This window comes from Pseudomonas sp. GLN_2, assembly GCF_043106005.1.
Lineage (GTDB): Bacteria > Pseudomonadota > Gammaproteobacteria > Pseudomonadales > Pseudomonadaceae > Aquipseudomonas > Aquipseudomonas alloputida.
The window spans coordinates 102,086-113,502 of sequence record NZ_JBICMC010000021.1 but is presented as its reverse complement, the minus strand read 5'-3'; the positions used below and the strand labels follow the sequence as shown (position 1 = coordinate 113,502).

Here is an 11,417-nt window from a genome sequence, read left to right as displayed (position 1 = left end):
CCAACCAGTCAATGTTTTGCGGTGGCGAGTAGCCGATAGCGTGAGAAGGGCGTGCCGTCGATATCCACCTCTGCGTCAAGGCAAAACCCCAGGCGAAGAATACCTTTGATTCGAGTTCTGGTTGATGGAAGCAATAGGGTAATGGACGCTAGCCCCATCTCCTGGAAAGCGCGCCGTACGATCTCATCGAAAATCACTCTGCCAAGCCCCCAGTAGTCTGGATGAAGCACCAAGGCAAGATCAGCGTCGCCGTCTTCCTGCTGCAGGCCGCCCCAGCCGGCGAATTGACCGTCAACGAAAAAAGCCCAGGGACCATAGCCATTCAGTGCCCATTGGGCCTCTTTTTGGGCAACCCACACCTTGCATTTGCGTTCGTCAAAGTCGGGACGACCCAAGGGCATTTGGCGCAAGACATCGGGGTTGTTGTTGAGTGCGATGATGTCGGCGATGGGGGCGTCGCTCAGACGCCGGAAATGCAGCTGCATGATGTGCCTTGTCGAACGGCTTTAAACCTGATTTATAGCGGCTGCTATTCCCCGTTTCAATGACTCCTTGCACAACGTGGATTGGTCACGCGACTAAGCACCCAGCGCCCGTTTCAACACGTCGTAAATTTTGCCATCACCCGATTGGGCAACGTTGAAACGGAGGAAATCACCCGCAGCCATCGACTGGCTGAACGCATTACCAGGCGCCAGCACTACACCTTCATTCAAGCAAGCCCGAGCCAGCGTTGCTGCATCCTTGCCTTGAGGGAGTTGGCACCAGACGTACATGCCTGACTGGGGCGTTATCCAGGGCTTGATGCCAATGGCCCGAAGCCTCGCTACCGTTCTGTCCATAGCCTCGGCCAGCCTGAGGCGAACACTTTCCATGTGTTTCCGGTACCCGCTATCGGTAATGGCCAGATGGATGATGTCCGCGGCCAGGCGGCCACCCCCGAATGTGGTCGCAATCTTGAGATCGACCAGGCTTTCGATCCAGTCACTGCGAGCCGCGATGTAGCCGCATCGAATCGAAGCGGAGATGGTCTTGGAAAAGCTACCGATCTGGATGACACGAGAGAGGCCATCGAAGGCAGACAGCCGTGGCGCTGGCGCACTCTCGAAATCCCCGAAGATGTCGTCCTCTACAATCACCAGGCTGGAGTTGTCGGCCAGCTTCAGCAACCTGTGTGCCGTGACCGGAGACAGGGTAGCGCCGGTCGGGTTGTGGATGCCTGAATTGGTTATGTACAACCGGGGAGAATGCGCGAGCAGGGCCGCGCCGAAAGCATCGATGTCCGGGCCCGTCGCGGTGTAGGGAACGCCTACGATGTTCACCCTGTGCGCTTTCAGCAGTGCGTGAAAATTGAAATAGCAGGGGTCGTCGACCAGCACAGTGTCCCCCGGCTCCAGCAGAAAACGGCAGATCAGGTCGATGGCGTGGGTGCCGGACTCAGTGAGCATGATCTGTTCAAGAGGGGCTTCGATCCCGATGCCTGTCAGCTTGCGTGACAGGAACTGCCTGAGCGGCAGATGCCCAAGTGGCGAGGCGTACTCCGTCAGCTTCGACGTGTCAGAACGGGCAACGGTGCGAAGCGCCTTGCGCAAGCCGGCTTCGAACATCCAGGAGGCCGGTAGCCACCCGCACCCCGGTTTCAACGCATCGCTAGCGGTGTTTAGAGACTGGCGTGAGATCCACAGCGGGTCCACTTCACGATCAAGCCTTGGGCCGAGTTCGGTGAGTACCAAGGGCGCCACTGGCCCGGCTACGTAAAAGCCGGAGCCAGGACGAGAATTGAGTACACCCTCTGCCATCAACCTTTCATAGGCCTCAAGCACCGTAGAAACCGACACCTGCATGGTCTGAGCCATCGCACGCACCGAGGGAATTCTCGCGCCTGGTGTGTAGGTTCGAGACGCTATCCGCGACTGGATTTCACCCATGACAGTTCGAATTCGCGTTCCGTCCCGTTTCATCGCACCCTCAACTGTGCTGGAATCATATGCATAACAGTTTGGTTTAAGTGTATTGGATTGTACATGGCCTGGGTGAGCCTGTCGGTGATGTACTGAGCCTTGGCTTATCGAGGACTTACCGATGGAAAAATCAGCAAGCGGATGGATCAACGGTTTCATAGGCGTCGCCATTTTTGCGGGTTCGTTGCCGGCAACCCGAGTGGCAGTGGCCGACTTCGAACCGACGTTCCTCACCTGCGCCCGGGCAACAATTGCCGCCATGCTGGGCGCGCTTTTTCTGATCGTGCTACGCCAGCCTCGACCCAAACGGCGGGATTTTTCGCCTTTGGCCGTAACAGCGCTCGGCGTTGTTATCGGTTTCCCGCTACTGACAGCATTTGCCCTTCAGCACATAAGCTCTGCTCACTCCATTGTTTTTGTCGGGCTCCTGCCATTGTGTACCGCAGCATTTGCGGTTCTGCGCGGCGGTGAGCGACCTCGGCCATTGTTCTGGCTGTTCTCGTTGACAGGTGCCGGGTTGGTCGCTGGCTATGCGTTGATGAACGGAGGCGAGGCGTCGGCGGTGGGCGATCTGCTGATGTTGGCTGCGGTTGTGGTCTGTGGGTTGGGCTATGCCGAAGGAGCGCGCCTCTCGCGGACATTGGGTGGTTGGCAAGTGATCAGCTGGGCGTTGCTGGTCGCGTTACCGTTCATGCTGCTACTGACGGTGGTCAATCTTCCAGCCCCTGACGACTTTGCCAGGGTAAGTGCCCCTGCGTGGATCAGCTTTGGCTACGTTTCACTGTTCAGCATGCTGATCGGGTTTGTGTTCTGGTACCGAGGGCTCGTCCAGGGGGGGATTGCGGCTGTGGGCCAACTGCAACTCTTTCAGCCGTTCATGGGGCTTGGGCTGGCAGCGTTGCTTCTGCACGAGCATGTCAGCTGGACGATGCTGCTCGTGACGCTGGGTGCTGTAATCTGTGTTTACGGGGCCAGGAAATATGCCTAAGCACAGCGACGTGCCCAGTCAAACAGCTGGGTATAGTCCCGCCGTCTGCCCCCCGGGCTGAGTTGCACAAAACACCTGATCCTTTATGTAAAAGGATCAGGTTTAGCCTGACTTACAGGCCCAGTTCGGTCAGCCCTGGGTGATCATCCGGACGACGACCCAGTGGCCAGTGGAACTTTCGCTCGCTTTCCTTGATGGGCATGTCGTTGATGCAGGCAAAGCGGCGATGCATCAAGCCGTCGGCTTCAAATTCCCAGTTTTCGTTGCCGTAGGAGCGGAACCAGTTGCCCGAATCGTCGTGCCACTCGTAGGCGTAACGGACGGCGATGCGGTTGTCGGTGAAGGCCCAGAGCTCTTTGATCAAGCGGTAGTCCAGTTCTTTCTTCCACTTGCGAGTGAGGAAGTCCCGAGCTTCTTCACGGTTGTTTGCAAACTCGGCACGGTTACGCCATTGGGTGTCCACCGTATAGGCCAGGGCAATCTTTTCGGGTTCGCGGGTATTCCAGCCATCCTCAGCGAGTCGGACCTTTTCAATCGCCGATTCGCGAGTGAAAGGAGGAAGTGGCGGACGAGTGTGTTCGTTGGACATGGTGGTGCCTCCAATCTTTTGGATGGTTCAGTTGGGTGGGTATTTCTTTAACTTTAAGCGCTTGCGCGCTGCACGTCCTTGAGCAAGACCTTTGCGATTTCTCGTGCACTGTCGAGCGCGGTGTGATCACCCATGACGTGGGCCACGGTTATCGTGCCCTCTATAATCAAAAGAAGTTGCTTGGCCAAGCCAGTCGGATCGTTAACACCTAATGCGCTGGTCAGTTCTAGCGTGTAATCCAGCAGCTTTTGTTTATGCAGTTTTGCGATCTGTCGAACAGGATCGTCTGCGTCACCCACCTCTCCGGCGGTGTTGATAAAAGCACATCCGCGAAAACCGTCTGACGCGAACCAACTTTTGAGGGCATCAAAAATGCCAAGGATGCGCGCTTCTGGCGTTTGCGCTTTTTCGCATTCACTTCTGAACCACGTCATCCAACGTATATCGCGTGCATTGAGTGCCGCCGCTGCTACGTCGTCTTTATTCGCAAAATAGCGATAAATACTTTTACGGGCGACGCCCGAGGTCTTTACCAACAGGTCCATGCCCGTGGCGTGAATCCCGTTTTCGTAAATAAGCTTTTCGGCAGTCGCCAGGATTTTTTCGCGTGTATCGGTCATTGGCTTATCCATGTAGCCAGAGTAGAACGATCGTTCTCCCTGGTCAAGCAGCGCTTGAAATTATTCGATTGTGCGCGAGCGGGGCGCCGGCATGCGTTCGATCAGGGAGGCTGGCTTCCCGGCTGCTCAGTCGCACTCCAGTTCGGCAAAGCGGCTGGACAACCAGGCATGCAGTTGCCTCACCGCAGGCGACAACTGCTTGCGGTGCGGGCACACCAGGCTCAGAGGCATGGTCGGCCCGGGGTAGTCCTGCAATAGCACGACAAGTCTTCCCGCCAGCACATCGTCGCTCACATCCAGCCACGACTTGTAGGTTATCCCTTCGCCGCCCACGGCCCAGCGCCGGGCAATATCGGCGTCGTCGCAGAGCAGGGCACCACGCACCTGGACGGTCTGCGTTCCCAGTTGCCACTTGTCGTAGACCCGGCCCTGTTGCATGTACAGCAGGCACTGGTGTTCGAGCAGATCTTCGGGGGCTTGCACGGTGCCTTCCCGCGCAAGGTACTCGGGCGAGGCCACCAGTACCTTGCGGTTCCAAGGTGCCAGTGGCAGGGCTACATAGTTGGCGTCGGCGTTCAGGCCATAGCGGATGGCGATATCCACCGGATCGCGGAACAGATCGGCGATCTGGTCGGAGAGAAAGAAGCGCAGGTTCAACTGGGGATGCTCTCGGCGAAACGCCGTGAGCCAGGGCAGCAGCACGTTACGCCCCAGATCGGAGGGCGCGGCTACCTGCAACGTTCCGCTGAGCTGGGCGCTTTCCTGACGCAGGTTGTCGCGCCCGTGCCTGAGGGCTTCCAGGGCAATCAGGGCCGATGGCAGGTACTGCTCGCCTTCGGCCGTGAGGCGCAAGCTGCGCGTGGTGCGGGCAAACAATCGCACATCCAGCTCACGCTCCAGGCGCTTGACTGCTTCGGCCGCCTGGCCGGGTAGCAGGTCGGCCTCGTGGGCCGCCGCGGTAAAGCTGCCCAGCGCGGCGCTGCGAACGAAGATGCCCAGGTCGTCGAGACGGATCATTATCACTCCTGCAATGAAAGTGTTGACGGGCAGGGCCCGTTTTTCCCGAACGCCTGGCACGCCAGACTCACTGCCAAATCAAACCACATTCAGCAGCGAGTGCCTATGAAAGCGATCAGTTTCATCCACAAAGGTTTGCCTATCGAAGACCCCGCGTCCCTTCAAGACATCTTCATGCCCAAGCCCAGCCCTGGGCCCAGGGACCTTCTGGTCGAGGTCAACGCCGTGTCGGTCAACCCCGTCGACACCAAGGTGCGCGCCGGCACTTTCACGCGTGAGCCAAAAATACTCGGCTGGGACGCGGCCGGTATCGTCCGCGAAGTCGGGGCCCAGGTGACCCTGTTCAAGCCCGGAGACCAGGTGTACTACGCCGGCTCCATCGCCAGGCCCGGCAGCTACAGCGAATATCACCTGGTTGACGAACGTATCGTCGGGCATCAACCGCGTAGCCTGGGTGCAGCACAGGCAGCCGCGCTGCCGCTGACGGCCATTACCGCCTGGGAACTGCTGTTCGATCGCTTGGGCATCGTGGAGGGCGGCGGGGAGGGCGATGCCCTGCTGATCGTTGGCGCTGCCGGTGGCGTCGGTTCGATGCTGGTGCAGTTGGCCCGGCAACTGACCCGCCTGACGGTTATCGGCACGGCCTCCCGCGCCGAGACCAGCAACTGGGTACGCGAACTGGGCGCCCATCACGTCATCGATCACAGTGCGCCGCTGCAAGGGCAGCTGCAGGCCTTGGGGATCGAGTCGGTCAGCCATGTCGCCAGCCTTACCCATACTGATCAACACTTTGCACAACTGGTTGAAGTGCTGCGACCACAAGGTCGCCTGGGCGTGATCGACGACCCGCAGACCCTGGACGTCATGCCGCTCAAGCGCAAGTCGCTGTCGCTGCACTGGGAGCTGATGTTCACCCGCTCGCTTTACGAAACCGACGACATGGTGCGCCAGCACGAGCTGCTCGAGCGCGTGGCCGGGCTGATCGACCAAGGCATCCTGCGGACCACCCTGGGCGAGCATTTCGGCGCCATCAATGCCGCCAACATGCGCCGTGCCCATGCGCTGGTCGAGAGTGGCAAGGCGCGCGGCAAGATCGTCCTGGAAGGCTTCTGAAACCTGTTTGACCGACAACGGCGGACCGGTCGATCCGGTCTGCCAGGCGCATGCATGCTTGAACGAACCGTGTTTCTCTGCGCCGCGCAGATTCCCGGCGCTACGCCCGGTGAAACGCATGCACACATTGAAGCAGGCACTACCGTGCCTGCTCTTTGCAACTGACCAGGAGCTTGATGTGAACCGACAAGATTACCCCCTCGTTTCCCTCGCCATCCTCAAGGCCAAACCAGGCCAGGCACCAACGCTCAAAGCGGCCTTGCTGGCGTTGATCGAACCGACTCGGGCGGAGCCCGGTAACCGCGACTACATGCTGTTTGAACGTCGTGACGAGCCAGGGACGTTCTACATGCGCGAGGCGTTCGATAACCAGCAGGCCCTGGATGCGCACCTGACCACTGCTCATTTCCAGCGGTTTGCCGAGCAGGCTGAACAGCTGCTGGCAGAGCCCTTGCAACTGATCTTCCTTGACCCGGTGTCATCTGCCGTTGCGCCCTGTCCCTGAGGCCGGCCGGGCAACGCGACCGGCCAAATGCAGGTAATTCAAACTTCAAGCGTGAAGCAATGCCTCAAGCTGGCCGTTGCGATCCAGACGCGCCAAATCATCGAAGCCGCCGACATGCACCTTGCCAACAAATATCTGTGGGACAGTTCGGCGCTGGGATCGCTGCATCATTTCCGCCAGGTGCAGGGGTGACGCTTCAACGTTGATTTCGTCAGGGGTGATGCCCTTGCTCGACAGCAGTCGCTTGGCGCTCAGGCAGTATGGGCAGTGCGGGGTGGTATAGATAGTCACAGGGCTCATGGCGGTTACCCTCCTAGTTTGCCGATGGCGGAAAGTCGATATCGGTAGCGGCGATGTTGTTCAGGTAGTTGGTCAGGGTTAACAGCGTGACCTGTGCCACCACCTCCACGATCTTGCTATCAGTAAGCCCTGCCTCACGCGCGGCAGCGATCTGCTCGTCACTCAACTGGCCGCGCCTTGCCGTGATCTGCTGCGCCAGTGCGGCAACCGCGCTGAGTGTGCCGGCTCGGGCTTGGCTTACGGCCTCATCGCTCAAACCCGCCTTGCCGCCGAAGAAGGTGTGTGCAGCCAGGCAGTAGTCGCACCCGTTGATTTCCGAAGTGGCCAGGGCAACGACTTCACGCTCGGCGGCGCTCAGTGAGCTTTTACCCAACGCTTGGGCGAGGCCCAGGTAACCATTGAGCGCGACCGGAGCGTGCGCCAGGGTCTTGAATGCGTTGGGAATGTAGCCGAGACCTTTTTGAATGCCTTCGAGGGCTGCGCGTGAGCCAGTAGGGGCCTGGTCCAGCGAGAGAGCGGTAATTCGAGTCATGGTCGTTCTCCAATAGGTTGATTAACCGGCTTGTCTATCAAGCGTGGAGTCCATACTAGAGAGGCAGACTTTTCTTTCGGCTTCAGATCGTCGAAGTTATGCAACAGATCGTCTAAACCTGAGTGCGCTATGGACCGACTGTCGACCCTGCTTAAGCACTTCAACCTGCACGCTAGCGCGTTTCACCAGGGTGGGTTCTGTGGAACGACCCACCTTGGGCAACACAGTGTCGGCCACGCCCATCTGTTGCGCTCGGGGCGTCTGGCCTTCAAGGACAAGCGTGGCCAGCGTATCGAGTTGACCGAACCCACCCTGATTCTGGCGATGCGCCCGCAGGAGCATCACTTGCTGGCCACCGACGCCGATGAAGCGGAGTTAGTGTGCGCCACCCTGCAGTTCGATGGCGGCGCCAACAATCCGCTGACCCTGGCTTTGCCGGACTTCATCATCAAGCCCCTTGGCGAATTGCGCGGCCTTGATGGCACCCTTGACTGGCTGTTCGAAGAAGCCTTTGGAGATGAGTGTGGTCGTGATGTCATTCTCAATCGCTTGTTCGAGCTGATGATCATTCAGCTGCTTCGCCACCTGATCGCCAGCCGCAGCATCGCCTCGGGAATGATGGCGGGTCTGGCCAATGCTCAGCTGTCTCGCGCGCTTGTGGGGATCCACGATGAGCCGCAGCGCAATTGGTCGGTGGCGGAACTGGCGAATCTTTCGGGCATGTCGCGGGCAAGCTTCGCTTCGCACTTTCGCGAGATCGTGGGTATTACGCCTGCGGACTACCTGGCGAACTGGCGCATCAGTTTGACGCAAAAACGTCTTCGCGAAGGGCGCCCCATTGCCCTGATCGCCGATGAGGTCGGCTACGAAAGTCCTTCTGCGCTAGCCCGAACCTTTCGCCGCAAGGTGGGCGCGAGCCCGAAACAATGGCTGCAGCAGGGGACGGTGTGACGCCTGGTCGACCGACGTGTACGCCAGGCAATGAGCGAGGTCCTGCGCCCCATCGGGGTGGTTTATACGTTCTCCCGAAGAAAATCGATGAACGCCATCGTCCTTGCCGAGCGGCGCCGCTCACGGCTGAACACGGCGCTGACCGGCAGCGCGGTCGTCTGGTATTCGTCGAGCAGGCTACACACGCTACCCTGCTCGAAGTCTGCAGCAAACAGCCATTGCGGAGACAGGGAGATGCCCAGGCCACCGAGGACCAGTTCACGAATGGCCTCGCTGTTGTTGCTGGTGACGTTGCCTTTGATTGCAACCTCAAGTGCTTCGCCACGATGAGTGAAGTGCCAGCGGTCGTAATGCTCAAGCAAGGTGAAGGCGATGCAGTTGTGGCCTGCCAGTTCGGCGGGCTCACGTGGCCGGCCATGGCGTTCGAGATAGGCCGGTGCGGCATAGACTCGCCGTGTGCTGGTGCCCAGGGGCACGGCCACCAGCCCCTCGCTCTTCACCACACCAATGCGGATGGCCAGGTCGATGTTTTCCATGAGCAGGTCTTCGTTGTAATCGTTCAGGCGCAGGTCGATCTGCACATCGGGGTGGCGCTGTAGAAAAGCCCCGATCAGGGGCGCTATGCACAGCCTCCCATAGCTGACCGGTGCGGCTATTCGCAGGGGGCCGGCGATCTGCTCCTGGCCGCTGGCGAAGCTGCGTGTTGCATGCTCCAGCTGGCTGAGAATCTCCTGGCAGTGGCTGTAGAAGCGTTGCCCTTGATCGGTGAGGGCGAGGTGCCGGGTGCTGCGGGCGAACACGGCGCCACCCAGGTACTGCTCCAACGCACGGACCTGCTTGCTGACTGCCGGCTGCCCCATGTTCAGCTCCCGAGCCACTGCCGAAAACGAGCCGCGCTCCACGACGCGCACGAAGATGCGCATGCTGTCGAACAGGTCCATCGCTATTGGGCCTCTTTGGGGAATAAGTAATATCCAAATTTAGTTTCTTATCGGAATGAGGACGACGGTGCAACCTGTAAGCGTCCACTCATTCAGAGGTTCCCGTCATGAATCAGACCATGCTTGCCGCTATCGCCGAATCCGCCCAGACCCCGCTGGTCGTGCGTCACATCGCCCGCCCTGTGCCCGGTAAGGGACAGGTTTTGGTGCGGATTCACGCCGCCGGGGTCAACCCGCTCGACACCAAGATTGCCATCGGTGCGGGTGCTCATGCCCGTCAGGAGTTGCCGGCCGTGCTCGGCCTGGATCTTGCCGGTACGGTCGTCGAACTGGGCGAGGCGGTTGCTGGTTTCACGCCTGGCCAGGAGGTCTTCGGCATGGCCGGTGGCATCGGCGGCACCCAAGGCACCCTGGCCGAATACATCGCCGTGGATGCCAGGCTGATTGCATCAAAGCCGCATGCACTCGGCATGCGTGAGGCTGCCGCGCTGCCGTTGGTATTCATCACCGCCTGGGAAGGTTTGGTAGATCGCGCCAATGTTCGTAGCGGTCAGCGTGTGTTGATCCATGGCGGCGCAGGTGGCGTCGGCCAAGTTGCGGTGCAATTGGCCAAGGCTCGCGGTGCCGAAGTCTACGCCACCGGTTCGGCGGGCAATCTCGACTTCATTCGCGCGCTGGGGGCCACGGCGATTGACTATCAGACGCAGCGTGTAGAGGCCTATGTCGAACAATATACGGCCGGGGAAGGTTTCGACATCGTTTATGACACCGTCGGCGGCAGCACGTTGGACGCGTCATTCAAGGCAGTTAAGCCTTATACCGGGCACGTTCTCAGCTGCCTCGGTTGGGGCCAACACAGTCTCGCGCCTTTATCCTTTAAAAGTGCCACCTACTCAGGCGTATTTACCCTGGCACCGCTGCTAACCGGCAAGGGACGCGAACACCATGGAAGTGTCCTGCGCGAGGCTGCCTTTCTGGCCAATGCCGGGCAACTGGCGATCCGGGTGGACCCGCAACAATTTGCATTGGATGAGGTCAACGACGCATTCCGACAGGTCGCTGAAGGTCGCGGCAGGGGCAAGACGGTTATCCAGTTGATAAGTGAATAGTCTCCTGAGCTCAATCAGTAATTACCCGCCAGAAACGCCTGCTTCAAGCCTTGGCTGGCCTTCACAAACAACTGCCAAAGGCGGACATGGCAAGTGATCATGAAAGTCGTTCCTTGATGTGAGGGGCTTTGTTCCAGGCGGCCGGCGGCCGGCCAAGCTGGCCGCAATCGAAGTGGTGACTTCGTCGCTACTGTCGGGAGGAAAGGGTGTGCCAGAAAAATCGATCATTCACGCGTGGTTATACCGGCATGAAGCAGCGCCGCGATAATGAAAGGCGCCTTCTTCTCTAGATACTCAGCCATCCCACCCGTATTGCTCGACTCCAACTGAAGCTTCAGCGTTTCATACTGTTGGCGGATCGAGGCATCGCGCCTAAGCAAATCTCTGAACCCCAGCATCTGAGTGATCGACAGGTGGTCCCGGGTACAAACATGGAGCTTGTGCGTGCGAATCCCATCCACATTGCGCCGGTAGAAATGATGGCCCTCTGACAGATCACTTCCCCGTTCATACCCCAGAGCCATCAACACCTCGTCCCGCGCCGAGGTATTGCAATGCGCGTGAACCTCAATGAGCACATCGAGTTCGGGCTTCGCCGCCAGCCCTGGGACAGACGTGCTTCCAACGTGGTGGACAGCAATCAGTTCAGCGTCGAATGCCGAGGCAATGAGTGGCTTGTCTGTCAGGAAGCGGGCGGGCCATGTGGGATCGTAGGGGGTAATCTTGCTGGTCAGTGCCATGTCCGTTCCTTGGCGATAAATCCTCAAGGCGCCGGATTGTCCATCAAGGCG

General features: G+C 59.3%; 14 protein-coding genes. 5 read left to right on the top strand and 9 right to left on the bottom strand.

The window, feature by feature from the left end:
- Positions 1 to 8: 8 nt before the first annotated feature.
- Positions 9 to 485, bottom strand: coding sequence for a GNAT family N-acetyltransferase (locus ACF8Q6_RS05915; RefSeq protein WP_012052503.1), 477 nt, complete (start codon positions 483 to 485; stop codon positions 9 to 11).
- 93 nt (positions 486 to 578) lie between these two features.
- Positions 579 to 1,961 carry a PLP-dependent aminotransferase family protein gene (locus ACF8Q6_RS05910; RefSeq protein WP_392494181.1) on the bottom strand — a complete coding sequence of 461 codons (1,383 nt, stop codon included), beginning with the start codon at positions 1,959 to 1,961 and terminating at the stop codon, positions 579 to 581.
- A gap of 121 nt (positions 1,962 to 2,082) precedes the next feature.
- On the opposite strand from ACF8Q6_RS05910, the gene ACF8Q6_RS05905 reads away from it, so the two are divergent.
- A complete protein-coding gene (locus ACF8Q6_RS05905; protein ID WP_392494164.1) occupies positions 2,083 to 2,949 on the top strand; it encodes a DMT family transporter in 867 nt (288 codons plus the stop codon).
- 112 nt (positions 2,950 to 3,061) lie between these two features.
- Here ACF8Q6_RS05905 and ACF8Q6_RS05900 read toward each other — a convergent pair whose 3' ends face one another.
- The 3 genes from ACF8Q6_RS05900 to ACF8Q6_RS05890 all read right to left on the bottom strand — a co-directional run bounded on the left by ACF8Q6_RS05900 (position 3,062) and on the right by ACF8Q6_RS05890 (position 5,175).
- Complete coding sequence (locus tag ACF8Q6_RS05900; RefSeq protein ID WP_010953850.1) at positions 3,062 to 3,538, bottom strand: nuclear transport factor 2 family protein; 477 nt, start codon at positions 3,536 to 3,538, stop codon at positions 3,062 to 3,064.
- Positions 3,539 to 3,591: 53 nt separating this feature from the next.
- On the bottom strand, positions 3,592 to 4,158 hold the full coding sequence (locus ACF8Q6_RS05895) for a TetR/AcrR family transcriptional regulator (RefSeq protein ID WP_392494162.1): 567 nt from the start codon (positions 4,156 to 4,158) through the stop codon (positions 3,592 to 3,594).
- 126 nt (positions 4,159 to 4,284) lie between these two features.
- Positions 4,285 to 5,175, bottom strand: coding sequence for a LysR family transcriptional regulator (locus ACF8Q6_RS05890; RefSeq protein ID WP_392494161.1), 891 nt, complete (start codon positions 5,173 to 5,175; stop codon positions 4,285 to 4,287).
- A 105-nt stretch (positions 5,176 to 5,280) separates the two neighbouring features.
- Here ACF8Q6_RS05890 and ACF8Q6_RS05885 point away from each other — a divergent pair, with 105 nt between their 5' ends.
- Both ACF8Q6_RS05885 and ACF8Q6_RS05880 read left to right on the top strand, forming a co-directional pair.
- Positions 5,281 to 6,288, top strand: coding sequence for a zinc-binding alcohol dehydrogenase family protein (locus ACF8Q6_RS05885; protein WP_003248183.1), 1,008 nt, complete (start codon positions 5,281 to 5,283; stop codon positions 6,286 to 6,288).
- 118 nt (positions 6,289 to 6,406) lie between these two features.
- Positions 6,407 to 6,793, top strand: a complete 387-nt coding sequence (locus ACF8Q6_RS05880) for a putative quinol monooxygenase (protein ID WP_080580378.1) — start codon at positions 6,407 to 6,409, stop codon at positions 6,791 to 6,793.
- 45 nt (positions 6,794 to 6,838) lie between these two features.
- On the opposite strand, the gene grxC is transcribed toward ACF8Q6_RS05880, so the two are convergent.
- On the bottom strand, positions 6,839 to 7,093 hold the full coding sequence (gene grxC / locus ACF8Q6_RS05875) for a glutaredoxin 3 (protein WP_392494159.1): 255 nt from the start codon (positions 7,091 to 7,093) through the stop codon (positions 6,839 to 6,841).
- A 13-nt stretch (positions 7,094 to 7,106) separates the two neighbouring features.
- Positions 7,107 to 7,625, bottom strand: coding sequence for a carboxymuconolactone decarboxylase family protein (locus tag ACF8Q6_RS05870; RefSeq protein WP_392494158.1), 519 nt, complete (start codon positions 7,623 to 7,625; stop codon positions 7,107 to 7,109).
- A 129-nt stretch (positions 7,626 to 7,754) separates the two neighbouring features.
- Here ACF8Q6_RS05870 and ACF8Q6_RS05865 point away from each other — a divergent pair, with 129 nt between their 5' ends.
- Positions 7,755 to 8,576 (top strand): AraC family transcriptional regulator, encoded by an 822-nt coding sequence (locus ACF8Q6_RS05865; RefSeq protein ID WP_392494157.1) that lies wholly within the window; start codon positions 7,755 to 7,757, stop codon positions 8,574 to 8,576.
- 62 nt (positions 8,577 to 8,638) lie between these two features.
- On the opposite strand, the gene ACF8Q6_RS05860 is transcribed toward ACF8Q6_RS05865, so the two are convergent.
- A complete protein-coding gene (locus tag ACF8Q6_RS05860; protein WP_392494156.1) occupies positions 8,639 to 9,517 on the bottom strand; it encodes a LysR family transcriptional regulator in 879 nt (292 codons plus the stop codon).
- A 107-nt stretch (positions 9,518 to 9,624) separates the two neighbouring features.
- Between ACF8Q6_RS05860 and ACF8Q6_RS05855 the strand changes: the two genes are divergently transcribed.
- The gene (locus ACF8Q6_RS05855) at positions 9,625 to 10,626 is read left to right on the top strand and encodes a zinc-dependent alcohol dehydrogenase family protein (RefSeq protein ID WP_392494155.1); all 1,002 of its coding nucleotides are present in this window, start codon (positions 9,625 to 9,627) and stop codon (positions 10,624 to 10,626) included.
- A gap of 224 nt (positions 10,627 to 10,850) precedes the next feature.
- On the opposite strand, the gene ACF8Q6_RS05850 is transcribed toward ACF8Q6_RS05855, so the two are convergent.
- On the bottom strand, positions 10,851 to 11,366 hold the full coding sequence (locus tag ACF8Q6_RS05850; RefSeq protein ID WP_392494154.1) for a GrpB family protein: 516 nt from the start codon (positions 11,364 to 11,366) through the stop codon (positions 10,851 to 10,853).
- Between the last annotated feature and the right edge of the window lie 51 nt (positions 11,367 to 11,417).